At 61.1% G+C, this 25,036-nt stretch carries 24 protein-coding genes, 2 pseudogenes and 1 riboswitch; of the genes and pseudogenes, 12 read left to right on the forward strand and 14 right to left on the reverse strand.

All coding sequences use genetic code 11. The features are described from left to right. Positions 1-555: 555 nt before the first annotated feature. Entirely contained in the window at positions 556-789 is a 234-nt protein-coding gene (locus tag ACYAS9_RS19460) for a hypothetical protein (RefSeq protein WP_463569881.1), read from the reverse strand. Between the two features lie 179 nt (positions 790-968). On the opposite strand from ACYAS9_RS19460, the gene ACYAS9_RS19465 reads away from it, so the two are divergent. Further along, positions 969-1,556: a YajG family lipoprotein gene (locus ACYAS9_RS19465; RefSeq protein ID WP_463569882.1), complete on the forward strand. Its 588-nt coding sequence runs from the start codon at positions 969-971 to the stop codon at positions 1,554-1,556. 65 nt (positions 1,557-1,621) lie between these two features. Here ACYAS9_RS19465 and ACYAS9_RS19470 read toward each other — a convergent pair whose 3' ends face one another. Both ACYAS9_RS19470 and ACYAS9_RS19475 read right to left on the reverse strand, forming a co-directional pair. After that, a complete protein-coding gene (locus ACYAS9_RS19470) occupies positions 1,622-1,828 on the reverse strand; it encodes a hypothetical protein (RefSeq protein ID WP_463569883.1) in 207 nt (68 codons plus the stop codon). 123 nt (positions 1,829-1,951) lie between these two features. Continuing rightward, positions 1,952-3,121 (reverse strand): 1-acyl-sn-glycerol-3-phosphate acyltransferase, encoded by a 1,170-nt coding sequence (locus tag ACYAS9_RS19475; protein WP_463569884.1) that lies wholly within the window; start codon positions 3,119-3,121, stop codon positions 1,952-1,954. A gap of 135 nt (positions 3,122-3,256) precedes the next feature. On the opposite strand from ACYAS9_RS19475, the gene ACYAS9_RS19480 reads away from it, so the two are divergent. From ACYAS9_RS19480 to ACYAS9_RS19490, 3 genes are read left to right on the forward strand one after another with little or no spacing between them, the layout of a single operon-like run. Further along, positions 3,257-3,439, forward strand: a complete 183-nt coding sequence (locus tag ACYAS9_RS19480; RefSeq protein WP_463569885.1) for a CPXCG motif-containing cysteine-rich protein — start codon at positions 3,257-3,259, stop codon at positions 3,437-3,439. Beyond that, positions 3,439-3,699, forward strand: a complete 261-nt coding sequence (locus ACYAS9_RS19485) for a putative signal transducing protein (RefSeq protein WP_463570216.1) — start codon at positions 3,439-3,441, stop codon at positions 3,697-3,699. The genes ACYAS9_RS19480 and ACYAS9_RS19485 overlap by 1 nt, the downstream gene beginning before the upstream one ends. Before the next feature lie 3 nt (positions 3,700-3,702). After that, positions 3,703-4,323: an SOS response-associated peptidase gene (locus tag ACYAS9_RS19490; protein ID WP_463569886.1), complete on the forward strand. Its 621-nt coding sequence runs from the start codon at positions 3,703-3,705 to the stop codon at positions 4,321-4,323. A gap of 8 nt (positions 4,324-4,331) precedes the next feature. On the opposite strand, the gene ACYAS9_RS19495 is transcribed toward ACYAS9_RS19490, so the two are convergent. Next, positions 4,332-5,174 (reverse strand): methyl-accepting chemotaxis protein, encoded by an 843-nt coding sequence (locus tag ACYAS9_RS19495; protein ID WP_463570217.1) that lies wholly within the window; start codon positions 5,172-5,174, stop codon positions 4,332-4,334. A gap of 15 nt (positions 5,175-5,189) precedes the next feature. Then, positions 5,190-6,464: pseudogene (locus tag ACYAS9_RS19500) on the reverse strand (methyl-accepting chemotaxis protein); the annotation flags it as partial. Between the two features lie 288 nt (positions 6,465-6,752). Here ACYAS9_RS19500 and ACYAS9_RS19505 point away from each other — a divergent pair. After that, positions 6,753-7,571 (forward strand): M48 family metallopeptidase, encoded by an 819-nt coding sequence (locus ACYAS9_RS19505; RefSeq protein WP_463569887.1) that lies wholly within the window; start codon positions 6,753-6,755, stop codon positions 7,569-7,571. On the opposite strand, the gene ACYAS9_RS19510 is transcribed toward ACYAS9_RS19505, so the two are convergent. The 3 genes from ACYAS9_RS19510 to ACYAS9_RS19520 all read right to left on the reverse strand — a co-directional run bounded on the left by ACYAS9_RS19510 (position 7,568) and on the right by ACYAS9_RS19520 (position 10,396). Then, on the reverse strand, positions 7,568-8,152 hold the full coding sequence (locus ACYAS9_RS19510; protein ID WP_463569888.1) for a TMEM165/GDT1 family protein: 585 nt from the start codon (positions 8,150-8,152) through the stop codon (positions 7,568-7,570). The two genes, ACYAS9_RS19505 and ACYAS9_RS19510, sit on opposite strands and share 4 nt — an antisense overlap. Before the next feature lie 104 nt (positions 8,153-8,256). Continuing rightward, a riboswitch (yybP-ykoY riboswitch) is annotated at positions 8,257-8,357 on the reverse strand. Between the two features lie 39 nt (positions 8,358-8,396). Next, on the reverse strand, positions 8,397-9,395 hold the full coding sequence (locus ACYAS9_RS19515; RefSeq protein ID WP_463569889.1) for a methyltransferase: 999 nt from the start codon (positions 9,393-9,395) through the stop codon (positions 8,397-8,399). Positions 9,396-9,430: 35 nt separating this feature from the next. Further along, positions 9,431-10,396, reverse strand: coding sequence for a 2-hydroxyacid dehydrogenase (locus ACYAS9_RS19520; protein WP_463569890.1), 966 nt, complete (start codon positions 10,394-10,396; stop codon positions 9,431-9,433). A 124-nt stretch (positions 10,397-10,520) separates the two neighbouring features. Between ACYAS9_RS19520 and ACYAS9_RS19525 the strand changes: the two genes are divergently transcribed. The 4 genes from ACYAS9_RS19525 to ACYAS9_RS19540 all read left to right on the forward strand — a co-directional run bounded on the left by ACYAS9_RS19525 (position 10,521) and on the right by ACYAS9_RS19540 (position 16,569). After that, entirely contained in the window at positions 10,521-11,150 is a 630-nt protein-coding gene (locus ACYAS9_RS19525) for a LysE family translocator (protein WP_463569891.1), read from the forward strand. A 130-nt stretch (positions 11,151-11,280) separates the two neighbouring features. Beyond that, entirely contained in the window at positions 11,281-12,963 is a 1,683-nt protein-coding gene (locus ACYAS9_RS19530; protein WP_463569892.1) for a fatty acid--CoA ligase, read from the forward strand. Positions 12,964-13,242: 279 nt separating this feature from the next. Further along, complete coding sequence (locus ACYAS9_RS19535) at positions 13,243-15,180, forward strand: DUF1302 domain-containing protein (protein WP_463569893.1); 1,938 nt, start codon at positions 13,243-13,245, stop codon at positions 15,178-15,180. 24 nt (positions 15,181-15,204) lie between these two features. Continuing rightward, positions 15,205-16,569: a DUF1329 domain-containing protein gene (locus tag ACYAS9_RS19540; protein WP_463569894.1), complete on the forward strand. Its 1,365-nt coding sequence runs from the start codon at positions 15,205-15,207 to the stop codon at positions 16,567-16,569. 64 nt (positions 16,570-16,633) lie between these two features. Here the strand turns inward: ACYAS9_RS19540 and ACYAS9_RS19545 are convergent, their stop codons facing one another. Continuing rightward, on the reverse strand, positions 16,634-16,948 hold the full coding sequence (locus ACYAS9_RS19545) for a hypothetical protein (protein WP_463569895.1): 315 nt from the start codon (positions 16,946-16,948) through the stop codon (positions 16,634-16,636). Positions 16,949-16,982: 34 nt separating this feature from the next. Then, on the reverse strand, positions 16,983-18,161 hold the full coding sequence (locus ACYAS9_RS19550) for an HD-GYP domain-containing protein (protein WP_463569896.1): 1,179 nt from the start codon (positions 18,159-18,161) through the stop codon (positions 16,983-16,985). Positions 18,162-18,582: 421 nt separating this feature from the next. Between ACYAS9_RS19550 and ACYAS9_RS19555 the strand changes: the two genes are divergently transcribed. Next, positions 18,583-19,287 carry an OmpA family protein gene (locus ACYAS9_RS19555; RefSeq protein WP_463569897.1) on the forward strand — a complete coding sequence of 235 codons (705 nt, stop codon included), beginning with the start codon at positions 18,583-18,585 and terminating at the stop codon, positions 19,285-19,287. On the opposite strand, the gene ACYAS9_RS19560 is transcribed toward ACYAS9_RS19555, so the two are convergent. The 3 genes and pseudogenes from ACYAS9_RS19560 to ACYAS9_RS19570 form a co-directional block, all read right to left on the reverse strand. Continuing rightward, positions 19,284-20,192, reverse strand: coding sequence for an acyltransferase (locus ACYAS9_RS19560; protein ID WP_463569898.1), 909 nt, complete (start codon positions 20,190-20,192; stop codon positions 19,284-19,286). The two genes, ACYAS9_RS19555 and ACYAS9_RS19560, sit on opposite strands and share 4 nt — an antisense overlap. A gap of 64 nt (positions 20,193-20,256) precedes the next feature. After that, positions 20,257-22,350, reverse strand: a complete 2,094-nt coding sequence (gene pta, locus ACYAS9_RS19565) for a phosphate acetyltransferase (protein ID WP_463569899.1) — start codon at positions 22,348-22,350, stop codon at positions 20,257-20,259. Between the two features lie 83 nt (positions 22,351-22,433). After that, a pseudogene (locus ACYAS9_RS19570) lies at positions 22,434-22,729 on the reverse strand (DUF3565 domain-containing protein). A gap of 13 nt (positions 22,730-22,742) precedes the next feature. Here ACYAS9_RS19570 and ACYAS9_RS19575 point away from each other — a divergent pair. Further along, entirely contained in the window at positions 22,743-23,228 is a 486-nt protein-coding gene (locus tag ACYAS9_RS19575) for an FKBP-type peptidyl-prolyl cis-trans isomerase (RefSeq protein ID WP_463569900.1), read from the forward strand. A gap of 121 nt (positions 23,229-23,349) precedes the next feature. Then, the gene (locus ACYAS9_RS19580) at positions 23,350-23,832 is read left to right on the forward strand and encodes a glutathione peroxidase (protein WP_463569901.1); all 483 of its coding nucleotides are present in this window, start codon (positions 23,350-23,352) and stop codon (positions 23,830-23,832) included. Here the strand turns inward: ACYAS9_RS19580 and ACYAS9_RS19585 are convergent. After that, the gene (locus ACYAS9_RS19585; protein WP_463569902.1) at positions 23,829-25,016 is read right to left on the reverse strand and encodes a glycosyltransferase family 4 protein; all 1,188 of its coding nucleotides are present in this window, start codon (positions 25,014-25,016) and stop codon (positions 23,829-23,831) included. The two genes, ACYAS9_RS19580 and ACYAS9_RS19585, sit on opposite strands and share 4 nt — an antisense overlap. Positions 25,017-25,036: the final 20 nt, after the last annotated feature.

Raw genomic sequence — 25,036 nt, forward strand, 5'->3', positions numbered from 1 at the left:
TGTTTTGCATCTCAAGCGCAGGTCCGGTCGAGCTGTTCAAGGGTTCGTGACACTGTCATGAACGCATTTTGCAGCCCGCAGGACCATTCGACCATCGTCAGGACGATGGCTCAGGCTCCTTTACGGGAGGTTGCGCCGCGACGTTCGACCCTGCCGGGTGAAGCCGATGGGGACACCAAGGGTGCATCTTCAAACCTATTCATGTGCTCGCCACACTCTTGTGAAGTTGTGAAACCCGTTATTTCGCGCTCTTTTGGACACGCGAACCAAACCTCAAAAAGGGCTGCAATGCAGCTCTGGCCAGTGCTGTCTTCACGGATAGGCGTCGAGGGTTGGCAAAGGTTCGCCCGAATGCGGGCAATCGCACACCGTCCATCGAAATCCTGCATGAAGCAGACTGCGTGGGCGGCTCTCTGTGGGCATGGCGGGGAGCTAATTTCGTGGATTAGCGATGCTGCGAGGCCCGATCAGGAGACGTCCTTATAATCGGGGGGAGATTATAGCGATGAAATATCAGGAATTGATCGGCTTAAGTGACATTTATTCGCGAGGAAATCACGCAGCGAGCATTGGACGCAGGCCAGAACGTGTTGCACGCGGCGCAATCCGGGCGCTGGCGGGCAGTGGCTGGCCCAGCCAGGCGAGGCGTTGTTCGACGACTTCGACCCATTCGTGGCCCTCGGGCGCCTGGCGGCAGTGCTTCAGCGCACGACAAATACCGGCCTGATCGACGCGAGCGTAGTGGCGAAGTGCAGAGCGTGCGGTGAACAGTGACCAGAAAAATCCCATGACAGTGCTCCTGTGCAATCAATGGGCATAGCTTGGCCGGGACAGGTGACACGCTGATTACAATTCAGGCCTGGCTGAACCACTGTCAGGCGCCGATGGTCGGAATTTCAGCTAGTGAGGCGATAGAGGTCGCCGCTATACTGCCGCCCATCGAGTGCCTGGCCCATGGAGAATTGAGCATGCTGCGTCGCGTTTTGTTTGGTCTGCTTGCTGTAAGCAGTTTGACTCTGGTCGGTTGTGCCCACAGCCCGCAACAACTGAGCCCGCAACCACGAATCACTACACAACTGGCGCCGGTGGGTCATGGCCAGCCGGTCGTGGTGCGCGTTGTCGATGGCCGTCAGAGCCAGTCGCTGGGCACCCGTGGCGGTCTGTACCCTGAAACCAGCGCGATCACCGTCAACGGTGCCGATCTGCTGCCCAAGCTGCAGGCCCAGGCCGAAGCCGCCGTGCGCTTGCTGGGCTTTACCCCGACGCAAGGCGGCAACGCGCCGCAACTGACCGTGACCCTGGCCGACCTGCGTTATCAGTCGCCCAAGGAAGGTTTGTATGTGACCGAAGCCACCATCAGCTCGACCTTCCGTGCCGATGTGCGCAACAACAACTCCGGCCGCAGCTACAACGGCCGCTACGCCGCCTCGCTGGACCAGCGCTTCGGCATGGCACCCAACCAGGAAACCAACACCAAGCTGGTCAGCGATGTCCTCAGCGATGCCCTGACCCGCGTGTTCCAGGACCAGACCATTGCGTCCACGCTGGCGCAGTAAGCTGCAATGGCACGACGAAAAAGCCCGGCACAGATGCCGGGCTTTTTCTTGCCTGCGATACAGCGTCAGGCCACCTGCTGGGAGAAATCCAGGAAACTGAAGCCCGTATCAGGATCCTGCTCGGGCAGGTCCTGATGCTGATAGCCGCCCAGCGCGCAGTAGACCAGCCAGCGACGGTCGTGGACATTGAAGGCCAGCGCATCGACAAGGTCCTGCTGTTCTTCGTTCTGGGCGATCAGGTAAAGACGGTCCTGGTTATTGGCGTGCAGCATGGTGACTCCGCAATGTTGGCATTCCCTGCAAGCTGTGTGGCAGGCGCCGTTGCGCTGCCACACTCCGTTTGAGGAGCCATACAATGCCGTCACATGATGACGATCGCGTGACGCTTGCTGCCTTTAAGGCAGGGCCAGGCCAGCCTTGATCCGGTACTGGTTGCGCACCGGCGTGGCGTACTGCTGGATCAGATAAGGCCGGTGCTCGGCCGGGCAGCCGGCCAGGCGGCTTTCCCACTCGGCACGCGCCTTGTCCAGTTCCTGAGTGCCGAACAGCTCACTGGCCGTAGGCACATTGAGGCTGGCATCGGCTTCGCTCCATTGCGCCCAGGCCAGATAGTGCACCGGGAACAAGCGGTAGCCGCCGAGAATCTGCCGATCCATTTCCTGGGCCAGCAGCTTGGTGTCCTCGAATACCCCGGTGATGGGCTGGGCGAAATTGACATGCACCCGGCCCTTGTAGCCGGTGATGCCCAGCGCGATGCTGATGTCGTCTTCGCCCTCGGTCTTGGTGTAGCTGCCGGTGGTGGCGCGGATGTACAGCTCGCGGGCCTTGGCGTGGTCGCACGGGTCGTATTCGTAGCTGATCGACACCGGGGTCAGGTTCAGCGAACGGATCACCTCGGCGAACGGCTCGTCCTTGCGGCTCATGTGGAACATCTTGAGGATCGCCGACTCGGTGCGGTCGTCACCGTCCTTGGCGCGGCCTTCGGCCTGGGCAATCCAGATGGACTGCACATCGCGGGTAATCGAATGATTGATGTACGCCGACAGCAACTGGTAGGCCGCCATCTTTTCGCGGCGGCCGCTGATCGAGCGGTGCACAATAAAGCTCTTGTTCAGGCGCATCAGGTCGCTGACGAACGGCTTTTGCAGCAGGTTGTCGCCAATGGCGATGCGCGGGGTCGGCAGGCCGGCGTGATAGATCGCATAGTTGACGAAGGCCGGGTCCATCACGATGTCGCGGTGGTTGGCCAGAAACAGATAGGCGCTGCCGGACTTGAATTGCTCGACGCCGGTATAGGTCACGCCGTCGGTGGCGCGGTCGATGGTGTGGTCGACATACACCTCGACCTTGTCTTGCAGGCTGGCCACCGAGTCGATTCCGGCGAACTGGCGGCGCAGCTTGCGCGCCAGGGCGGGTTGCAGAATCCAGCCCAAAGAGCCTGCCAGGCGCGGAAAGCGGAATTTGGTCAGGGTGGCGAGGAAGTCCTTGTCACTGAGCAGGCGCGCCAGTACAGAGGCTACTTCTGCGTCGTTATAAGGTCGGATGGCATCGAATTCGCCCATCATGCTCTCTTGTAGGGAACGGATAGAGTTAAGGGAAGGCCGGTCTGAAATAAAACGGATAACAGACTCCGGTTTCAGCAAAAAGGCTCGGCCCTCGAACAGAGGGCCGATTATACGCAAAACTTGAGGTCAGACCCGATGCAAGAACTAGTCGATTACCAATGCCCGTATTGCGGCGAGCCCGTCGAGACCCTGCTGGACCTGTCTGGCGGCGATCAGCAGTACATCGAGGATTGCCAGGTCTGTTGCCGGCCGATCGTCTTCGACCTGCGCACCGACGGCGAAGAATGGACCCTGGATACCCGCAGCGAGAACGAATGATGCAAAGGATCTACGAGCCGGAACACCTGCTGGAAGGTGAGCTGCTGCTGGCCATGCTTGCCAGCGAAGGCGTGCAGGCACGCCTGACCGGGCAGGATCTGCTGGGCGGCATGGGCTGTCTACCGGTGACCGGCCTGCTGGGTATCGAAGTCGATGATGCGCAGGTCGATCAGGCGCAGGCGTTGATCAGTGCGTACAATGCCGCGCTGCCTCTGGACGGCGATGAGCCCGACAGTTATCCCGATGTACTGGTGTGCTGAAAAATGTGTGGACGTTATGCGCTGTTTCGCTGGACACCGGCCTTTGCGGCCTTGCCGGGATTTCCTGACAAGCACCCGCCGAAGTGGAACATTTGCCCGGCCGACTGGGTATTGATGCTGCGCGCAGGCGAAGACGGCATGAACCTGGCGCGTGCGCGCTGGGGGCTGACACCGCCCTGGCTGACCGACCTGACCCGCACCCCTGCGCACGCGCGAGCCGAAACCGTGGCTGAACAGCCGATGTTTCGCGATGCCTTCAACCACCGGCGCTGCCTGCTGCCGGCCAACGGTTTCTATGAATGGCGCGGCGGGGTGCGCAAGCGGCCGTTCTGGCTGACGCCGGGCGAGGGCTCGACCCTGTTTTTTGCCGGCATCTGGGAGGCCTATCCGGTGCAGGAGCAAATCTGGCTGAGTGTGGCGCTGATCACCCAGCCGGCCATGGACCAGCGTCGGCCACTGATCCTGGACGAAGCAGGGCAAAAGGCCTGGCTGGACCCTGAAACCAGCGAGCACGTGTTGCAGGAACTGCTGGTTTCAAGGCAGATCCCGCTGCGCGAGCGGCCGCTGAGCAATCTGGTCAATGACCCGAAAATCAACGGCCCCGAGTGTTTGACCCCGCTGTAATCCCCGCGCTACACCTTGAACTGATTGATCAGGCGCCGCTGCTGTTCGGCCAGGCGAGTCAGCTCGGTGCTGGTCTTGCTGGCTTCATCGGCGCCGCCGGCAACTTCCCGGGCCACCTGGCCGATATTGATCACGTTGCGGTTGATGTCGTCGGCCACCGCGCTCTGTTCTTCGGCGGCGCTGGCGATCTGGGTATTCATGTCGTTGATCACCGACACCGCCTGGGTGATGCTGCCCAGCGCCTCGGCGGCCTGGGTGGCGTGACTGACGCTTTCGTCGGTCCGGCTCTGGCTGTCCTGCATGACCTGCACCACCTGGCGGGTGCCGGACTGTAGTTGCTGGATCATGCTCTGGATTTCCTGGGTTGCCGCTTGAGTCTTCTGCGCCAGATTGCGCACCTCATCGGCGACCACCGCAAAGCCGCGACCCTGCTCGCCGGCGCGGGCGGCCTCGATGGCGGCATTGAGGGCCAGCAGATTGGTCTGCTCGGCAATGCCGCGAATCGTGGTCAGGATCGCATTGATATTCTCGCTGTCGCGCGACAGGGTCTGCACCACCTCCACGGCACGCCCGATTTCGCGGGCCAGATGGGCGATGGAGTCGGACGTGCTTTGCACGATGCTCATGCCCTCATGGGCGGCGCTGTCGGCATGGCTGGCCGCCTGCGCCGCTTGAGTGGCGTTGCGCGCAACGTCCTGGGCGGTGGCGGTCATCTCTTGCACGGCCGTGGCCACCTGATCGATCTCGGCCAGTTGTTTCTGGATGCCCTGGTGGGTGCGGATGGCGATGTCGGCGGTGTGTTCCGACGAGTCGCTGACCTTCTGCACCGAGGTCACCACCTGGCTGATCATGGTCTGCAACTTGCCCAGAAAGGTATTGAAGCCCTTGGCAATGCTGCCCAGTTCGTCGGCGCGGTCGCTGTGCAGGCGACGGGTCAGGTCGCCTTCGCCCTGTGCGATGTCGTCGAGCATGGCGACCATCTGCTTGAGCGGCCGGGCAATGCCGCGCGCCGCCAGCCAGATCACCAGCAGTCCTGCCAGTGCGATCACCAAGCCAACCAGGCTCATGCCGACGATGTCGCTGCTGCGCTGTGCCTGCAGGTCTTGCTGAAGCTTTTCCTGATCGGCCATGACCGCGCTGAGTGGCAACTGCATCATCAGGGTCCAGCGTGCATTGGTCGCGCCGATGGTGAACGGCATGTACACCTCGACATGCCCGTGTTCTTCGTCCAGGTCGTAGCTCACCTGATCGTTGGCCAGCTTGCTCAGGTTGGCGACTTCGTTGGCATCGAGCAGTGCGCTGGCTTTCTGGCCCAGCAAAGTCTTGTCTTTGGTGTAGGCCACCACGCCGCCGTTGCTGGCGATCAGGGCGATTTCGCCGGCGCCGTCGTACAGGCTGCGGTCCACGTTTTCGAGCATTTCCTGAATGAAGTCCACCGACAGGTCGGCGCCGGCGATGCCCTGGAATTTGCCGTTGACCATGATCGGCGCGATGAACGAAGAGAGCATGATGGTGCGGTTGCCGATCGGGTAGGGCGCCGGGTCGACCACGCAGCCCTTGCCGGTTTCCTTGGCGCACAGGTAATACTCGTTGGCGCGCACGCCGGTGGGCAACAGGTTGTTGTTATCCAGGTCGGTGAGCTTGTCCAGCCCAACGCTGCCATCGGCATTGCGGAACCACAGCGGGATAAAGCGCCCGTCCTGTTCCATGCCGGGCTGGCCGGCGTACTGGGCATCGTTATTCAGCAGGCCGTTGGGTTCCCAGCCGATATAGGCATCGACCAGTCGCGGGTTCTGGTCAACGACGTCGCGGGTCAGGGCGATCAAGTCTTCGCGGCTCAGGTTCAGGGCTGCGCGGCCCTGGCTGTCGACGCTGCCAAGCAGGGCATTGATCTGCGCCAGATGAGTGGCGGCCTGCAACGGCAACTCCAGCGCCTGTTTAATCGCGCTGGCCTGGCTGTGCGCCAGGGCTTCGAGGCGTTGCCTGACGGCCAGCTCCGACTGCTGGCGGGTACGCTCTTCGACCAGCGACTGAGTGTGGGCGCCGGCATACAGGGCATAACCAATCAGCACCAGAACTACGGCCAGCACGATGGCACCGGCCAGGGATGCAATGGAAAACTGGATCGACTTGAACTTCATATCGGCTCCGCACGGCAAGAGGGCACGCTCTATAAAGCGCTATCGCCCGAGACGAGAAAATCATGAGCCGATTCAGCCATCAAAATGGGTGCATCTGTATGACAGGCCAGCAAATCTTGTAGTTGATCGGGAACCGGGCTTTGGAATTCAGGCAGGCAAGCGTTGATTACCGGCAGCCACGGAACCAAGGCCCGGTCATGATGGACCAATAGGGCAATTGGCTGGTCTCTGGCGCAGAATTGCTGCAGGACCTAGCATGACCGCCACGTTTGATAGGAGAGTCCAGTAATGCGTCAGTATTTTGCTTTGTCTGCCTTGAGCGCCACGCTGTTGCTGGCTGGCTGCCAGGCAGTCAACACCACCGGTGGCGACTCGGTAGGGGTTGAGCGCAAGCAGTATATGTTCAGCATGCTGTCGACCGATCAGGTCAACCAGATGTATGCCCAGTCTTACCAGCAGACAGTCAGTGAGGCGACCAGCAAGGGTGTGCTGGACACCACCAGCAACAACGCCAAGCGGGTACAGGCCATCGCCCACCGGCTGATCGCCCAGGCACCGAAGCTACGCCCGGATGCGGCGCAGTGGCAGTGGGAAGTGAACCTGATCAAGAGCGATGACCTCAATGCCAACTGCGGGCCTGGCGGCAAGATCATTGTGTATTCGGGTCTTATCGACCAGCTCAACCTGAGCGACGATGAGATCGCAGCGGTCATGGGCCACGAGATCGCCCACGCCCTGCGCGAGCATGGCCGTGAAGCCATGTCCAAGGCATATGGCGTAGAAATGGCCAAGCAAGGCGCAGGTGCTCTGTTGGGGCTGGGCGAGAACAGCCTGGCGTTGGCCGACACCGTGGTCAATTACAGCCTGACCCTGCCCAACAGCCGCAGCAACGAGAACGAAGCTGATCTGCTGGGACTGGAACTGGCTGCCCGCGCGGGCTACAACCCCAATGCTGCAATCACCCTGTGGCAGAAGATGACCCAGAAATCAGGCGGTTCGCAGCCTGAATTCATGAGCACTCACCCGGCCTCCGAAAGCCGCATGGCCTCGTTGAATGCGGCAATTCCGAAGGTCATGCCGCTTTACCAGCAAGCGCCGAAGAACTAAACCCAGCCGCTCACCTGCATGGCCTTGTACACCGCCACCAGTGCCAGGACGAAAAAGGCGCTGGCGGCGAGCCGGCGTATCAGCGTCAAGGGCAGTTTGTCGGCGGCGAAATTGCCCGCCAGCACCACCGGCACATTGGCGATCAGCATGCCGACCGTGGTACCGATGATCACCAGTGACAGGTAATCATACTGCGCGGCGAGCATCACGGTGGCGATCTGGGTCTTGTCGCCGATTTCGGCGATGAAGAAGGTGATCAGCGTGGTCATGAACGGGCCGAACTGGCGCTTGGTGCTCGCTTCGTCCTCGTCCATCTTGTCCGGCACCAGTGTCCATAGCGCCGTGGCGGTGAAGCTGGCGGCCAGCACCCAGTGCAAAACCACATCCGAGAAATACTGGCTGAACCAGGCGCCCACGGCACCGGCAGCAGCATGGTTGGCCAATGTGGCGGCCACGATACCGGCGATGATCGGCCAGGGTTTGCGAAAGCGGGCGGCGAGAATGAGCGCCAACAGTTGGGTCTTGTCGCCGATCTCGGCGAGCGCCACAACAGCGGTAGGGATAAGTAGCGATTCCAGCATCAGGGTTCCTGGGGGCGGGTCGACACGGCTATGACACGTACAGCCTTCCCGCCCGGTAAGGTGTGCGTGTCATAGGTCTTGTCAAACCGCTGATCCGTCTTTGCGGATTCCGGGTCGCATGCACCATGGTCGGTGGACCAAGTATGTTGATGCATGCCATTCGAGCTGGGTGCTCGTGGGAGACTACTCCCCTAGGACGGAGCGGATTCTGCCTTCGCAAAACGCTTTGGGCAAGCGCTTATTTTCAACTGCGACGGGCGCGATAAATCTTGAAGCCGTTGCCTTGGGCGAGCGTTTCGCAGGTGCCGAACTGGCTTTCGATCATCGGTTGGTAACGCAGGAAGCTGTTCGCTACCAGGCGCAGTTCGCCACCGGATCGCAGATGTTCGCGGGCTTTTTTCAGCAGGTTTTCTGTAGCCTTGTAGTCGGTGTGCACACCGACATGAAAGGGCGGATTGCTCAGAATCGTGCTCAGGCCCTTGGGGGCGGCATCGATGCCATCGCCGGTCACTACCTGAGCCTGAAGGCCATTGGCCGCCAGCGTTAGCGCGGAGCTGGCGGTGGCAAACGCATCGACATCGAGCATCACCACTTCAGTCTGTGGGTTGCGACGTTTTACCGCAGCCCCCAGCACGCCTGCACCGCAGCCGAAATCCAGCAAAGAGCCGCCGGGCATTTTGTCCAGGTGCTCCAGCAACAGCGCCGTACCGCGATCCAGCCGGCCGTGGCTGAACACGCCGGGCAGGCTGATCACGCTCAATGGACCGTCGGCCAGTTCGACTTCATAGGTCCTGGCCAGGCTGTCGAGCGTTTGCGCTTGCGGGGCGTTTTCTACGCTGACCTGCCAGAGCTGGCAATGCCGGGCGCTGTCGAGCTTGCGCGGCCGGCCGAACGGGTGCAGTTGCTTGGCGGCGGCTTCGATCCCGCCGCGTTTTTCGCCGACCAGAAACAGCTCACGCCCGGCCAAGCGTGAGGCCAGGGCATTGAGCAGATAGTCGGTCAGGTCGCGGGCCTTGGGCAAAAACAGCACCACGGCCTCGAACTCATCGGCCGGGTGTTCGGTACCAAAATGCGTGCGGCCTTCGAAACGCGCATCGAGCGCCGCCCGATCACCGGCATGCCAGGACCAGCCATGGGCATTGGGCAGCTTGCCCATCAAGTCATCGGCCGGCAGCCCGGCCAGCAGCACCTTTCCCTGAAACAGCTCGGGCTGGCGGAGTATCACTTCACTGCGCGGGTCCATGTCCTGGCTCCTGAAAAAGGGCGCAGTTTAACAGGTTAGGCAACCACCCTTACCGGCGTACCACTGGCAAATGCCTGCGCATTTTCAGCAATCTGCGCGACGATACGTTGCCGGGCCTCGCGGGCGCCCCAGGCACTGTGCGGGGTGATGATCAGGCGCGGGATATCGCCGGACAGCAGCGGGTTGCCATCCACCGGCGGCTCGACGCTGAGCACATCGGTTGCCGCGCCGCCCAGGTGTCCGTTGCGCAAGGCGTCGGCCAGCGCCTGTTCGTCGATCAGCCCGCCGCGTGCCGTATTGACCACCAGTGCATGCGGCTTGAGCAGAGCCAGTTCACGGGCGCCGATCATGTGCCGGGTCTGTTCGTTGAGCGGGCAGTGCAGGGTCAGGGCATCGACCTGCGGCAACAGATCATCCAGCGTCAATCGATCAGCACGGGCCGGGCGGCCTGGCAATTGGCCGATCAGCACGCGCATGCCGAACGCCTCGGCCAGTTTCGCCACCGCGCCGCCCAGCTCGCCGTGGCCAAGCAGGCCTAGGGTCTTGCCTTCCAGCTCGACAATCGGAAAATCGAGCAGGCAGAACTGCGAAGACTTCTGCCACAGCCCTTGCTGCACCGCGCGCTGGTAATCGGGCAGGCGCGTGGCCAGGGCCAGCAGCAATAACAGGGTGTGCTGGGTGACCGAGGCGGTGCCATAACCCTGGCAGTTGCACACCGTCACACCGTGTTCCCGGGCTGAAACCAGGTCGACATTGTTGGTGCCGGTGGCGGCAACCAGCACCAGCTTGAGCTGCGGGCAGGCAGCGAAGGTGCTGGCGTCGATTCTCACCTTGTTGGTAATCGCCACCTGCGCACCGTGCAGACGCTCGCTGACCTGATCGGGCGTGGTGCTGGCGTGCAGCACCAGTTCGGCAAAGCTGCCCTCCAGAACGCTCAGGTCGAGATCGCCCAGATCCAGAGAGGTGTGATCAAGAAAAACTGCTCTGCCGACATTGCTCATCGCTGTACCTTTTGTGGGAGGAATTGGAGTTGTATGGTTGCAGACCTTTTTTCTATCACAGCCTGTAGATCGCGCAGACAGTTTTTATCTGCCGCAGTCAGGCTGTTCGTCCCCGGAGAATTCCATGTACTGGGCTGAGTTTTTGACCGTTGCGCTGATTCACCTGCTGGCCGTGGCCAGTCCCGGTCCCGATTTTGCCGTGGTCGTGCGCGAGAGCGTGACCCACGGGCGCAAGGCCGGCACCTGGGCGGCGCTGGGCGTGGGCTCGGCGATTTTTGTCCATGTCGGCTATTCGCTGCTGGGTATCGGCATCATCGTTTCCCAGTCGATCATGCTGTTCAACGCCTTGAAGTGGGCGGCGGCCGCTTATCTGCTGTACATCGGCATCAAGGCCCTGCGCGCGAAACCTGCCAGCGCGTCGGCCGAAAATATCAAGGCGCAGAGCGTCGAGCGCTCGGCGCGTGGCGCCTATGTCAGCGGTTTTGTCACCAATGGTCTGAACCCCAAGGCAACGCTGTTCTTCCTGTCGCTGTTCACCGTGGTCATCGACCCGCACACGCCGCTGCTGGTGCAGGGCGGTTATGGCGTTTATCTGGCCATCGCCACGGCGCTGTGGTTTTGCATGGTGGCGCGGCTGTTCAGCCAGGAACGAGTGCGCGCAGGCTTTGCGCGCATGGGCCACTGGTTCGACCGCGCCATGGGCGCCGTGCTGGTGGCGCTTGGCGTGAAGCTGGCGTTCACGCAAGCGGGATAATTGGCGTCCGGCCCGTGCGCTGCAATGGCGCATGGGTCGGCAAATTGTCCCTTTGATCAATGCAACTGGCGAGACAGACCATCAGCGTCCATATTGGAGCTTCGCCTGTGAACTCTGGAAAGGGACTCTTATGTTGCAGACTCGCGTTCTTGCGCCAGCCGAAGGCGCTTATCGGTACCCGCTGTTGATCAAAAGCCTGCTGGTTTCCGGCAGCCGCTATGAAAGAACCCGCGAGATCGTGTACCGCGATTCAGTCCGCTATGACTATCCCACCCTTAACCAGCGCGTCCGGCGCCTGGCCAATGTCCTCAGTGCAGCCGGAGTCAAGGCGGGTGACACCGTCGCGGTCATGGACTGGGACAGCCACCGCTATCTTGAGTGCATGTTCGCCATCCCGATGATTGGCGCGGTGGTGCACACCATCAACGTGCGCCTGTCGCCGGAGCAGATCGTCTACACCATGAATCACGCCGACGATCGCGTGGTGCTGGTCAACAGCGAGTTCGCTGTTTTGTATCAGGGTATTGCCGGGCACCTGACCACCGTCGAGAAAACCCTGCTGCTCACCGACACCCCGGACCAGCCCGTCGAGCTGCCAAACCTGATCGGTGAGTACGAAGCGCTGCTGGCCGATGCCAGTCCCGAATACGAATTCGCCGATTTCGACGAGCACTCGGTAGCGACCACCTTCTACACCACCGGCACCACCGGCAATCCCAAGGGCGTGTATTTCACCCATCGGCAACTGGTGCTGCACACCCTGGGCGTGGCTTCCATCCTGGGCTGCGTCGAAAAGGAGCGGGTTCTGGGCTCCGGCGATGTCTATATGCCCATCACGCCGATGTTCCATGTGCATGCCTGGGGCATGCCGTATGCCGCCACCATGCTCGGCATCAAGCAGGTTTATCCGGGACGTTACGACCCGGAATTGCTGGTGCGCCTGTGGGAGACGGAAAAGGTCACCTTCTCGCACTGCGTGCCGACCATCCTGCAGATGTTGCTCAACGCCAAAGGCGCCAAAGACAAGGATTTCGGTGGCTGGAAGATCATCATCGGCGGCAGCTCGCTGACGCGCAGCCTGTACCTGGCAGCCAAGGCCAAGGGTATCGAGCTGACCGCGGCGTATGGCATGTCGGAAACCGGGCCGTTGATTTCCGTCGCGCATTTCAACGAAGAGTTGCTTGCAGGCTCCGAGGACGAACGCATTCGCTTCAAGATCAAGGCCGGTGTGCCGGGCATGCTGGTCGATGCGGCGATTGTCGACGAGGAGGGTAACTTTTTGCCCGCCGACGGTCAGACCCAGGGCGAGCTGGTACTGCGCGCGCCCTGGCTGACCGAAAACTATCTGAACGAGCCGGAAAAAGGCCGCGAACTGTGGGCCGGCGGCTGGCTGCACACCGGCGATGTCGCCACGCTGGACGACTACGGCTTCATCGACATTCGTGACCGCATCAAGGACGTGATCAAGACCGGCGGCGAGTGGTTGTCCTCGCTGGCGCTGGAGGATTTGTGCAGTCGTCACCCGGCGGTGCGCGAGGTCGCCGTGGTCGGTATTCCCGATCCACAGTGGGGCGAGCGACCCTTTGCCCTGGTGGTTGCACATGAGGGCCAGCCGCTGGATGCGGCAACGCTCAAGGAACACCTCACGCCGTTTGTCGAGCAGGGCCATCTGAACAAGTGGGCGATTCCGCAACAGATTGCCGTGGTCTCCGAGATTCCCAAGACCAGCGTCGGCAAGCTCGACAAGAAGCGCATGCGCGTGGACATCGCCGAGTGGCAGAACAGTAATAGCGCTTTGCTGTCTACACTCTGATCCTGCTCTCTGCCGCGCGCTCAACGCGCGGCAGAGTGTTCTGTAAGACGGGTCTTACACTTCGCTTGCCAAATCGCCATATTCAGCCATTCTCCCTCGAAGCCTGTCGCGCTCTCGGGTAAGAGTCGGCGGGCCTGATGATGCTGTTTATGTGTTTCAGAGGAGTCGGCACAAGGACGTGGCAACACGTAATTGCCAGATTAAGCATGCCCCCGGTTTGGACTGGAGCACCGGGCGTCCTGAGTGCCATAAAAAATAAAAGCACACGGAGTAGCGACGATGACCACAGCAACCCCCTTCTGGCGCCGGGCACGATTGCCTCTGGCCGTCAGCCTTGCCTCAACGCTTGCAGGCCCCGCCTTCGGCGTCAGTTTCAATGTCGGTGAAATCGAAGGCAGCTTCGACTCGTCGCTCTCCATCGGTTCAAGCTGGTCGACAGCCAGCCCCAACAAGAACCTGATCGGCGCCAACAACGGCGGCCGTGGCCTGTCGCAGACCTCTGACGACGGCCATTTGAACTTTAAACGCGGCGAAACCTTTTCAAAAGTTTTCAAGGGTATCCATGACCTTGAACTCAAGTACGGCGACACCGGTGTGTTTCTGCGTGGCAAGTACTGGTACGACTTCGAACTCAAGGATGAAGGCCGCGAGTTCAAGGACATCAGCGATTCCAACCGCAAGGAAGGCGCCAAGTCGTCCGGCGCGCAACTGCTCGATGCCTTTGTCTATCACCGCTACTCGCTCGGCGACGAGCCGGGCACCGTTCGCTTCGGCAAGCAGGTGGTCAGTTGGGGTGAAAGCACGTTTATTGGCGGCGGCATCAACAGCGTCAACCCGATCGATGTTTCAGCCTTTCGCCGGCCCGGTTCCGAGATCAAGGAAGGCCTGATCCCGGTCAACATGTTCTATCTGTCCCAGGGACTGACCCAGGATTTGTCCGCCGAGGGCTTCTACCAGCTGGAATGGGACCAGACGGTGGTCGACAACTGCGGCACCTTCTTCTCGCAGCCTGATGTGATCGCCGACGGCTGCAGCAGCAACCTGGCGGTACTGCGCAGCCAGAGCGGCCTGAACTCGGCGCTGACCGCCGCCGGCCTGCCCGCAGCGGCGCGGGGCGCGGCGTTCAATGCGCTGGCCCAGCAGGGCGCAACCTTCGGCTCGCCCGATGAAGGCGTGATCGTACGCCGTGGTCCTGACCGCGATGCCCGCGACAGCGGCCAGTTCGGCCTGGCCATGCGCTACAACTTCGCACCGCTGAACACCGAGTTCGGCGCCTACATGATGAATTACCACAGCCGTTTGCCGATTTTCAGCGGTCGTGGCGGCTCAGCCAGTGCCTACAGCGCCTCGTCGCTGGTCGGCTCGCTAATGCGCAACGGCTTGCCGGCCGCCACCGCCGCAGCCCTGGCGCCGACCCTGTTGCCGGTGGTGGTCGCCGGCAACTCCAGTTACTACGTCGAATACCCTGAAGACATTCGCTTGTATGGCCTGAGCTTCTCCACCACCTTGCCCACCGGCACGGCCTGGAGCGGGGAAATCAGCTACCGGCCCAACGCGCCGGTGCAGATCAACACCACCGACATCCTGTATTCGGGCCTGTCACCGCTCAACCCCAGCGTTTCGCTGCTTAATGGCCGGCCAGAGACCGATCAGCCGGGTTACTCGCGCAAGGAAATCACTCAACTGCAGACCACCTTCACGCACTTCTTCGATCAGGTAATGGGCGCCGAACGGCTGACGGTTGTGGGCGAGGTGGGCTGGACCCATGTCGGCGGGCTCGAAAGCACCTCCAAGCTGCGTTATGGCCGCGATCCGGTGTACGGGCCGGGCCCGCTGCCGAACGGCCAATGTGCGGCGCTCAACGCCGGTACGCTGACCGGCACCGCGCAGAACAACCTGACCCGCTATTGCGAAAACGACGGCTTCACCACCAGCAATTCCTGGGGCTACCGCGCCCGGGCGATCTGGGACTACAACAACGTACTTGCCGGGGTAAACCTGCGGCCCAGCGTGGCGTGGTCTCACGACGTCAAGGGTTACTCGCCAAGCCCTGGCGGTAACTTCGAGGAAGGTCGCAAGGCGGTCAGCCTGGGGCTCGATGCCGAGTACCAGAACACCTACACCGCGAGCCTGTTCTACACCAACTTCTTCGACGGCAAGTACACCACGGTGGATGACCGCGATTTTGTGGCGCTCAGCTTTGGCGTGAACTTCTAAACATCGGTTTTCAGGACTATCAATATGAAAATGACCAAAGGCCTGTTACAGGCCGGTGTATTGGGGTTGTCGCTGCTGGCGACCGGTGTAATGGCCGCGGTATCGGAATCCGAAGCCGCAAAGCTCGGTGCCTCGCTGACGCCCATGGGCGCGGAAAAAGCCGGCAACGCCGACAACAGCATCCCGGCCTGGAGCCCGATGCCGAAAAACGCCGGCGCCGTGGACAGCAAAGGCTTCCTGGCTAACCCGTATGCCAGTGAAAAGCCGCTGTTTGTCATTACCGCAAGCAACGTCGAGCAATACAAAAGCAAGCTGGCGCCGGGGCAGTACGCGATGTTCAAGCGCTACCCGCAAACCTATCGCATACCGGTGTACCCCAGCCATCGCGGGGCCACGGTGCCGGACACAGTGCTTGCCGCGATCAAGCGCAACGCCACCAACACAAAGCTGACCGATGGCGGTAACGGCCTGGAAAACTTCGAGACGGCCATTCCGTTTCCGATTCCGGCCAGCGGCGTCGAGGTGATCTGGAACCACATCACCCGTTACCGCGGCGGCACCGTCAAGCGCCTGGTCACCCAGGCCACGCCACAGCCCAACGGCTCGTACCTGATCGTGAAGTTCAGCGACCAGTTCGTGTTCCGCGACCGCATGAAGGACTACGACCCGAAAAATCCGGGCAATATCCTGTTCTACTTCAAACAACAGGTCACCGCGCCGGCGCGCCTGGCCGGCAGCGCGCTGCTGGTTCACGAAACCCTCAACCAGGTCAAGGAACCGCGCTCGGCGTGGGTCTACAACACCGGCCAGCGCCGTGTGCGCAAGGCCCCGGAAGTGGCCTACGACGGACCGGGCACCGCTTCCGACGGCACGCGCACCTCCGACAACCTCGACATGTACAACGGCGCGCCGGATCGCTATGACCTGAAACTGGTCGGCAAGCAGGAACTGTACATTCCGGCCAACAGCCACAAACTCGATGACACCTCGCTCAAGTACGACGACATCATCAAGGCCGGGCACATCAACCAGGATTTGACCCGTTACGAACTGCGCCGTGTCTGGCACGTAACCGCCACCCTCAAGCCCGGCCAGCGGCATATCTATGCCAAGCGCGACTTCTTCATCGACGAAGACACCTGGCAAGCGGCGGTTATCGACCACTACGATGGCCGCGACCAGCTATGGCGTGTGGCCGAGGCGCATGCGGTCAACTACTACGACAAGCAAGTGCCGTGGTATGTGGTCGAAACCCTGTACGACCTGCAATCGGGCCGCTACATGGCGCTGGGCATGAAAAACGAAGAGGCGCGTGCCTACGAGTTTGGATTCGAGGCCAATACCAGCGACTTTACGGCTAACGCATTGCGTCAGGACGGCGTGCGCTGATTGATCGCCTGACAGCGCTGTGTCGATGACGCAGCGCTGTTTTCTGGGACGTGAGGTTGGCGGGTTACCACTTCCAGACTGTTTCGGTGAATTCTGCGTGCGGCGCGACGACGGTACGTAAAAAGGCCAGATATTGCTCGAACAGATCCTTGTTAGGGAGGCGGGTGAGGTCGGTGGTATGTGCCTCGCTAATCCGGTACTTGCCGTCGACGGTAACGAAGTGGTGATCGTCCCAATTCATAAGCTTCACGGCTGAGAGTGCGGCAATCGCAGCGGGGCCTGACAGGAAGAGCAGAGAGCCTGTAAGAATAGCGACGAGTAAGAAAAACATACTGGCAATGATAGATCCCCACAGGTTTATGCACTGCTGAGTGCGCATGAAGCTGCGCACCCAGGCCAGCGGGTCAGGCTGATCAATGCGGCGCAGGCCCCGCCCATAGCTCGTTGAAGTTCTCGATCCCCCAGTCGCCGGGGGACTCGATCCTGACGATACTGTCCGCCTCTGTGCACTTGCCCAACTGGATGATCCGTGGCTCGAGGGGCTTGCGTGTGCGCACCGACATGAGCACCTTGACCCTGGGCATCAACAGCGACTGTTCGCTCTGTTCCATGACCACGGCCAGCCGCTCGCTTTCCAGGCGCACCAGCGCGCCCACCGGGTAGATGCCTACCGTCTTGACGAAATGCTGGAAGATCCGCTCATCGAAATGACCTTTCCAGGACGCCATCTCACGAATGGCCTGGGCAGGTTCCCAGGCCTTTTTATAGGGGCGGTCGCTGGTTACTGCGTCGTAGACATCGCAGACCGCGCCCATCCTGGCAAAGATGCTGATGTCTTCGCCCTTGAGGCCGTGCGGGTAGCCTGAGCCGTCAAACTTCTCGTGATGATGCAGGCACACATCCAGCGCGGCAGGGATTACCGGCTGGCTCTGTTCGAGAATCTTCAGCCCGGCTTCGGGGTGCGATTTCATCGCGGCGAACTCGTCGTCGGTCAGGCGCCCGGGCTTGTTGAGGATGTCCGGGTCCATCAGCATCTTGCCGACATCGTGCATCAGGCCCGCTACACCGGCATCGCGCACCTGCTCTTCGCTCAGGCCCATGCGTCTGGCCAGGGCGACCATCAGGGCGCAGACCGCGACCGAATGCATGTAGGTGTATTCGTCGGAGCTTTTCAAGCGCGAGAGGCTGATCAGCGCATGCGGATGGCGCACGATCGAGTTGGAAATTTCCTCGACCATCAGCCCGACGTCGGCGACGTTCATGGCCCGGCCCATCTTGGCCTCGCTGAACATGGTCATCACGGCGTGCTTGGCGCGTCCGCAAATCAGCCGCGCGCGGTTCAGTTCCTTTTCCAGGCTGACAGGCGCGGTGTTTTCATTCGGCGCCATGGCGTTATTGGCAGGTGCCTTGCCCAGGCTGGTGTCGATCCAGACTTCACGGGTGTCAGAGCGCTGGATGCGTTCCAGCACATCAGCGTCGCGCAGGACCGCTTCGACCTGATCGCCCCAGAACGGGTCGCCGCTCCATGGGCGGCAGAATTCGTGAATGTGCATACCCAGTACGAGTTCGCAAACCGGTATTTTTCTTAGCATGGCCGGTCACCGATTTATTCGACGGTCGCACTGGCAATCCATGCCTGACTCATAGTGGGGAAGGTGGGAACAGCAGATTGCCCGATCGGGCGAGTAATTCCGGGCATGTTGGTGGCCCCCTTGGACGGCATCAGGAAAGATCTGATCTCTGATTGCCAGTATATGGCGTGCTTTTGTGATCTTGCATGACATTAAAAAAGCGTCAGGAACTTGTTGTTCGAGGGTTCCCTAAATAAATCAGAGTGTTGCGACAATTTGAATTTCTGACGTCAGAAACCTGATTAAAATTTCTTTCATTACGGTAATTGGGGGCCTGTTTTAAGGTGGCGCCAGTGGCAGAGGCTTGGCAGGGCAAGGAATTTTTGCCTGGATACGTGTTCCAAAGGGCCATGAGCGTTCACTGAAATCAGGAGTTTTTTCCATGTTGACCTCACCGCGTCTGATCATCGCTGCCACGGCTGTGGCCCTGTTGGCTGGCTGTGCTTCGCCCAACCCTTACGACAATCAGGGGCAGGGAGGCTATGGCAATAACGAGCAACAACAAGGCGTGAGCCGCACCGCCAAATACGGTGGGCTGGGTGCGCTGGCAGGTGCCGTGGCCGGTGCGGCCATCGACCATAACAACCGCGGCAAGGGTGCGCTGATCGGTGCCGCCGTAGTGGGTGCAGCCTCGGCAGGCTATGGCTATTACGCCGACCGCCAGGAAGCCGAGTTGCGCGCCAAGATGGCCAATACCGGCGTCGAAGTGCAGCGTCAGGGCGACCAGATCAAGTTGATCATGCCGGGCAATATCACCTTCGCCACTGACTCTTCGGCCATCTCCAGCAGCTTCTACTCGCCGCTGAATAACCTGGCGGGCTCACTGCGTCAGTTCAACCAGAACAACATCGAAATCATCGGTTATACCGACAGCACCGGCAGCCGCCAGCACAACATGGACCTGTCGCAGCAACGTGCGCAGAGTGTGGCGACCTACCTGACGTCTCAAGGTGTCGACCAGAGTCACTTGTCAGTACGTGGTGCCGGCCCCGACCAACCGATCGCCAGCAACGCTGACGCCAATGGCCGGGCGCAAAATCGCCGCGTAGAAGTCAACCTCAAGCCGATTCCAGGCCAGCAATACTAAGTCCTGTCTCCTGGCTGCCGGGCTTTCAACTGGTCCAGCAGCCGGTCCTTCTCTTCCCACCGCGCATTGATCCACTGCTGGAATTCCCGGCGGTAGGCTTCGTCCTGGTCGTAGTTCTTGCCGATGAACTGTGTCGGGATACGGATTTCTTCAATGTGCGCGACCACCTCGTTCAGCTCGCCGCATAGCAGCGTCCAGAAGCCTGAACGGCCTTGCGGGTAGTGCAGCGTCACATTGACGATAGACTCCAGTTGTTCGCCCATCGCATCGAGTACAAAAGCGATACCGCCGGCCTTGGGCTTGAGCAGGTTGCGAAAGGGTGACTGCTGCTCGGCGTGCTTGGCCTTGGTAAAACGTGTGCCTTCGGCGAAGTTGAAAATGCTCACCGGGTTATCGCGAAAGCGTGCGCAGGTGCGGCGGGTGGTTTCCAGATCCTTGCCGCGCTTTTCCGGGTGCTTGGCCAGGTATGCCTTGGAATAGCGCTTCATGAACGGAAAGCCCAGCGCCCACCAGGCCAGGCCTATGACCGGGACCCAGATCAGTTCCTGCTTGAGGAAAAACTTCAGCGGGCGGATCTTGCGGTTGAGCAGGTACTGCAAAACGATGATGTCGACCCAGCTCTGGTGGTTGCTGGTCACCAGATACGAATGCTGGTAGTCGAGTTTCTCCAGGCCGCTGACCTGCCACTGGGTGCGGCCCAGCAGACGGATCCAGGCATTGTTGTTGCTGATCCAGGTTTCCTGGATATGGCTCATCAGCCAGTCGCAAAAACGCCGGGCGGCCGGGAAGGGCAGGCACAGCTTGAACAGGGTCACCACAAACAACGGGATGCAGCAGCCCACGGTGTTGAGTGCCAACAGCAGCGAGGCAATAACGCCACGCAAGGGAGCAGGCAAGAAAGCCATGACGATGAATAACTCCAGGTAAAGAAACGATGCCGGGCTCAACGCATCGGCATCTGCAGGTTTATCAGGACAGTGTGTCGGCTTGAATCGCGGTCAGTGCAATGGTGTGCACGATATCGTCGACCTGAGCGCCGCGCGGCAGGTCGTTGACCGGCTTGCGCAGACCTTGCAGCATCGGCCCGAGGGTGACGCAGTCGGCGCTGCGTTGCACGGCCTTGTAGGTCGTGTTGCCGGTGTTCAGGTCCGGGAACACGAACACCGTGGCACGCCCGGCCACTTGGCTGTCGGGCGCCAGTTGCCGAGCGTCGTTCTCGTTGGCCGCCGCATCGTACTGCAACGGGCCGTCGATGAGCAGGCCACGGCGTGCCTCGCGGGCCAGTTGCGTGGCTTCGCGAACCTTTTCCACCTCTTCGTCGCTGTGGTCGGCATGGCTGCTGGAGTAACTGATCATCGCCACCCGTGGGGTGATGCCGAACGCTTGCGCAGAGTCAGCGCTTTGCAGGGCAATTTCCGCCAGCGCCTCAGCGTCCGGGTGCGGGTTCATGATGCAGTCGCCGTAGATCAGCACCTGCTCGGGGAACAGCATGAAGAACACCGACGACACAAGTCGGCAGCCGGGCGCGGTCTTGATCAGTTGCAGGGCCGGGCGAATGGTATTGGCGGTGGAGTGCACCAGCCCCGAGACCAGGCCATCGACTTCGTCGAGCGCCAGCATCATGGTGCCGATCACCACCGGGTCTTCCAGCTGTTGTTCGGCCATCGGCGCATTAAGGCTTTTGCTCTTGCGTAGCTCGACCATGGGCGCGACATAGCGCTCACGGATCAGGTCCGGGTCGAGAATCTCCAGGCCCGGCGGCAAGACAATGTCTTGCGCCTTGGCCACTGCATGCACCTCTTCGGGCCTGGCCAGCAACACACAGCGAGCAATGCCACGCGCCTGGCACAGCGCCGCGGCCTGGATGATCAGCGGCTCGTTGCCTTCAGGCAGCACGATGCGTTTGTTGGCGGCCTGGGCGCGCTGGATCAACTGGTAACGGAATACAGCGGGCGACAGGCGCAACTCACGCGGCGTACCGCAGCGCTGGTGCAGCCAGTCGGCATCCAGATACCCGGCCACAAAATCGGTGATGATCTGCGCGCGCTCCCGGTCGTCGACCGGGATTTCCTTGTTGAGCTGATTAAGGCGGTTGGCGGTGTCGTAGGTGCCGGTGGTCACCGACATCACCGGCAGACCGGCCTGCAGCGCGCCTTTGCACAACTCCATGATGCGCGGGTCCGGCACGATCTCGCTGGTCAGCAACAGGCCCGCCAGCGGCACGCCGTTCATGCTCGCCAGGCTCACGGCCAGGATGATGTCGTCGCGGTCGCCGGGCGTCACCACCAGCACGCCGGGCTTGAGCAGGTGCACGGTGTTTACCACCGTGCGCGCGCAGATGATGATCTTCGACATGCGCCGCTGTTCGTAATCGCCGGCGTTGAGCACCTGGGCGCCCAGCAGTTCGGCCACGTCACGGGTGCGCGGGGCATTGAGGTCGGCCTGATAGGGGATGCAGCCCAGCAGGCGGAAATCACCACTGCGCAGCAGCGGCGAATGCTCTTTGAGGCGCGCCGCAAAGCTTTGCATGCTTTCATCGGTGCGCACCTTGTTAAGGATCACGCCCAGCACTTTCGGATCTTTAGGGCCGCCGAACATCTGCGCCTGCAACTCGACCCGGCCCGACAGTTCGGTGAGTACTTCGTTTTCCGGCGCCGAGACCAGGATCACCTCGGCATCCAGGCTCTTGGCCAGGTGCAGGTTGACCCGTGCCGCGTAGCTGGCACTACGGGTAGGCACCATGCCCTCGACGATCAGCACGTCTTTGCCGACAGCCGCCTGCTGATAAAGGCTGATGATTTCTTCAAGCAGCTCATCGAGCTGACCGTCGCCCAGCATGCGCTCGACATGCGCCAGCGCCAGTGGTTTTGGCGGTTTCAGGCCATGGGTGCGGGCAATCAGTTCGGTGGAGCGCTCCGGGCCGGTATCGCCTGGGTGCGGCTGGGCGATGGGCTTGAAAAAGCCGACCTTGAGGCCTGCGTGCTCAAGCGTGCGGACCAGGCCAAGGCTGATGGAGGTCAGGCCCACACCAAAATCTGTGGGCGCAATGAAAAAAGTCTGCATGCGGGCTTCCGAATTAGGCAGTGCAAGGGGCGTGGCGCTTCTCGAAATGCTTGTTGTAACAGGGCGCTGTCTTTCGCAGCGTCTCAATTGCGGTCAAGACTATCGTTATCGACGCCCTTTGCGCACCACCCACAGTGAAAGGGCTGGCCAATTTTTTCCAGTCGCAGGACCGGGTCCAGTACCCAGGCCCGCGATTGCCAGGGCGGCTGGTGACGTAGATGCTGGGTGTGGCCACAGGCCAGAATTGCGACCCAATGATCGTCTTCATCCTGGCGCCAGCCGGTCAGGGTTGTCGCGTGCATAGGGTCCACCGGTCGGTGTTGCGTTCGCTTTCGGGCGATGGCTTGGTTAGACTTGTTCTTTCATTCATATCAAGCAAAGGTTTTGCCCTCATGCCTATCGCTGCCAAAAAGGCTGTCTCCATCGACTATACCCTGACCAACGATGCTGGTGAGGTCATCGACAGCTCGTCCGGCGGCGCGCCGCTGGTGTACCTGCACGGTGCCGGCAACATCATCCCGGGTCTGGAAAAAGCGCTGGAAGGCAAAGACGTCGGTGACGAGCTGAACGTTTCCATCGAACCTGAAGATGCTTACGGCGAATACTCCGCCGAGCTGGTCAGCACCCTGAGCCGCAGCATGTTCGAAGGCGTCGACGAACTCGAAGTCGGCATGCAGTTCCACGCATCCGGTCCTGACGGCAGCATGCAGATCGTGACCATTCGCGATCTGGACGGCGACGATGTCACCGTTGACGGCAACCATCCTCTGGCCGGTCAGCGCCTGACCTTCCAGGTCAAGGTCGTTGCAATCCGTGAAGCCAGCGAAGAAGAAGTCGCTCATGGCCACGTCCATGGCGAAGGTGGCCATCACCATTGATTTGTGTCAGGCAGCGATCCGCTGCTAGGCTCAGATAACCGCCGAGGCGTCCAGGCAGGTCTGCATATTGCGCAGCTTGCCAGACGCCTTTTTTGCGGGTACGGCTTGAAGGGGATGATTCATGAGTGCTTTTCACGGCATTAAGCTGAATGGGCTGGATGGCAAGGAATTGCCACTGGCACCATTCAAGGACAAAGTGGTTCTGGTGGTCAACGTCGCCTCCAAATGCGGCCTGACGCCACAATACGCAGCACTTGAGAGCCTTTATAAGCAGTATCAGGACCGGGGCTTCAGTGTGCTGGGGCTGCCTTGCAATCAGTTTGCAGGCCAGGAACCGGGCACCGAGCAGGAAATCCAGTCGTTCTGCGAGGTCAATTACGGCGTGACCTTCCCGTTGGGCGAAAAGCTCGACGTCAACGGCCCGCACCGTCACAAGTTGTACGTGCAACTGGCCGGCGAAGGCGCAGAGTTTCCGGGTGACATCACCTGGAATTTCGAGAAATTTCTGGTCGGTCGCAACGGTGCCGTGATTGCCCGTTTCTCGCCGCGCACCAGCCCGGACGATCCAGCGATCATTGCGGCAATCGAGAAAGCGTTGGGCTAAGTGATACGCGGTGATGACACCGGTCTGGTCGGTAGATCGACTTGATCGGGGCAAACCCCGTAGAGCTGTCGCTCAAACTGGTCGATGATGCTCTGCCAGCCCTGCCGGCTGGCGTGCTGCCTTGCGTTAAGCCGCACCCGGCGCAGGGTTTCGCTGTCTTCCAGTAGCCAGCGGGCCGCGTCGATAAAGGCTTCTTCGTCACCCGGCATGGCCAGCGCGCCATTGTGGCCGTGGCGAATATGCTGCCCGGCGGCCGCTTCGTCATAAGCCACCACCGCCAGCCCCGACGCCAGGGCTTCAAGTACCACATTGCCAAAGGTCTCGGTCAGGCTGGGAAACAGAAACAGATCGCCCGATGCGTAATGGCTCGCCAGTAACTCACCCCGCTGAATACCGCAAAAGATTGCCTCGGGCAGTTGCGCCTGCAATGTAGCCCGTTGCGGCCCTTCTCCGACCACCACCAGCCTGAGCTTGCGTTGCGGGTAGCTTTCGCTCAGCGCCTCGAAGCTGCTTTTGAGCAGGCCCAGATTTTTCTCCGGCGCCAGCCTGCCGACATGCAGCACGGCGACTTCATCGTCTTGCAGCCCCCATTGCTCGCGCAGCGCCGATGAACGTTTCGAGGGATGAAACAACTGGCTGTCCACGCCCCGCGACAATTGCTCGACGCGCTCGAAACCCCGGCGCTCCAGCTCCAGTTTCTGGCTGACACTGGGCACCAGCGTGAGCTGCGAGCGATTGTGGAACCAGCGCAGATAGTGGGTCAGCAAGCGCGTGATAAAGCCCATGCCGTACTGCTGGCTGTACTGCGGGAAGTTGGTATGAAAGCCGCTGACCACCGCGATTCCCAACCGGCGTGCCGCCCGCAACGCCGACAGACCCAGCGGCCCTTCGGTGGCGATATACAACACGTCCGGGCGCCGCCGCTGCCAACGGCGCAGCAACTTGTGCATCGACGCCTGGCCCCATTGCAGCCCCGGATAACCCGGAATCGGCCAGCCACGGCACAGCATCAACTCATCCGGCGCCTCAGGTGCCGCTTCGCCACCCTGACGCGGGCGCACCAGCTCCACCGTATGCCCGCGCAGCCGCAACCCGTCGCACAAGCGTCCCAGCGTGTTGGCAACGCCATTGATCTCGGGGCTGTAGGTTTCAGTGACCAGGGTGACACGCAGGAATGTACTCATGAGGCCAGTGTCGACTGGCC

The sequence above is a fragment of the Pseudomonas sp. HP_08 genome, from assembly GCF_055284095.1.

What these genes read in the sequence shown, in the direction of transcription:
- ACYAS9_RS19580 (WP_463569901.1), top strand. Translation starts at nt 23,350, where the DNA reads ATGAGTGCTTTTCACGGCATTAAGCTGAATGGGCTGGATGGCAAGGAA.
- pta (WP_463569899.1), bottom strand. Translation starts at nt 22,350, where the DNA reads ATGCAGACTTTTTTCATTGCGCCCACAGATTTTGGTGTGGGCCTGACC.
- ACYAS9_RS19465 (WP_463569882.1), top strand. Translation starts at nt 969, where the DNA reads ATGCTGCGTCGCGTTTTGTTTGGTCTGCTTGCTGTAAGCAGTTTGACT.
- ACYAS9_RS19460 (WP_463569881.1), bottom strand. Translation starts at nt 789, where the DNA reads ATGGGATTTTTCTGGTCACTGTTCACCGCACGCTCTGCACTTCGCCAC.
- ACYAS9_RS19535 (WP_463569893.1), top strand. Translation starts at nt 13,243, where the DNA reads ATGACCACAGCAACCCCCTTCTGGCGCCGGGCACGATTGCCTCTGGCC.
- ACYAS9_RS19585 (WP_463569902.1), bottom strand. Translation starts at nt 25,016, where the DNA reads ATGAGTACATTCCTGCGTGTCACCCTGGTCACTGAAACCTACAGCCCC.
- ACYAS9_RS19555 (WP_463569897.1), top strand. Translation starts at nt 18,583, where the DNA reads ATGTTGACCTCACCGCGTCTGATCATCGCTGCCACGGCTGTGGCCCTG.
- ACYAS9_RS19495 (WP_463570217.1), bottom strand. Translation starts at nt 5,174, where the DNA reads ATGATCAGCCAGGTGGTGACCTCGGTGCAGAAGGTCAGCGACTCGTCG.
- ACYAS9_RS19475 (WP_463569884.1), bottom strand. Translation starts at nt 3,121, where the DNA reads ATGATGGGCGAATTCGATGCCATCCGACCTTATAACGACGCAGAAGTA.
- ACYAS9_RS19490 (WP_463569886.1), top strand. Translation starts at nt 3,703, where the DNA reads ATGTGTGGACGTTATGCGCTGTTTCGCTGGACACCGGCCTTTGCGGCC.
- ACYAS9_RS19550 (WP_463569896.1), bottom strand. Translation starts at nt 18,161, where the DNA reads ATGCTAAGAAAAATACCGGTTTGCGAACTCGTACTGGGTATGCACATT.
- ACYAS9_RS19510 (WP_463569888.1), bottom strand. Translation starts at nt 8,152, where the DNA reads ATGCTGGAATCGCTACTTATCCCTACCGCTGTTGTGGCGCTCGCCGAG.
- ACYAS9_RS19505 (WP_463569887.1), top strand. Translation starts at nt 6,753, where the DNA reads ATGCGTCAGTATTTTGCTTTGTCTGCCTTGAGCGCCACGCTGTTGCTG.
- ACYAS9_RS19540 (WP_463569894.1), top strand. Translation starts at nt 15,205, where the DNA reads ATGAAAATGACCAAAGGCCTGTTACAGGCCGGTGTATTGGGGTTGTCG.
- ACYAS9_RS19530 (WP_463569892.1), top strand. Translation starts at nt 11,281, where the DNA reads ATGTTGCAGACTCGCGTTCTTGCGCCAGCCGAAGGCGCTTATCGGTAC.
- ACYAS9_RS19525 (WP_463569891.1), top strand. Translation starts at nt 10,521, where the DNA reads ATGTACTGGGCTGAGTTTTTGACCGTTGCGCTGATTCACCTGCTGGCC.
- ACYAS9_RS19560 (WP_463569898.1), bottom strand. Translation starts at nt 20,192, where the DNA reads ATGGCTTTCTTGCCTGCTCCCTTGCGTGGCGTTATTGCCTCGCTGCTG.
- ACYAS9_RS19545 (WP_463569895.1), bottom strand. Translation starts at nt 16,948, where the DNA reads ATGCGCACTCAGCAGTGCATAAACCTGTGGGGATCTATCATTGCCAGT.
- ACYAS9_RS19515 (WP_463569889.1), bottom strand. Translation starts at nt 9,395, where the DNA reads ATGGACCCGCGCAGTGAAGTGATACTCCGCCAGCCCGAGCTGTTTCAG.
- ACYAS9_RS19575 (WP_463569900.1), top strand. Translation starts at nt 22,743, where the DNA reads ATGCCTATCGCTGCCAAAAAGGCTGTCTCCATCGACTATACCCTGACC.
- ACYAS9_RS19485 (WP_463570216.1), top strand. Translation starts at nt 3,439, where the DNA reads ATGCAAAGGATCTACGAGCCGGAACACCTGCTGGAAGGTGAGCTGCTG.
- ACYAS9_RS19480 (WP_463569885.1), top strand. Translation starts at nt 3,257, where the DNA reads ATGCAAGAACTAGTCGATTACCAATGCCCGTATTGCGGCGAGCCCGTC.
- ACYAS9_RS19470 (WP_463569883.1), bottom strand. Translation starts at nt 1,828, where the DNA reads ATGCTGCACGCCAATAACCAGGACCGTCTTTACCTGATCGCCCAGAAC.
- ACYAS9_RS19520 (WP_463569890.1), bottom strand. Translation starts at nt 10,396, where the DNA reads ATGAGCAATGTCGGCAGAGCAGTTTTTCTTGATCACACCTCTCTGGAT.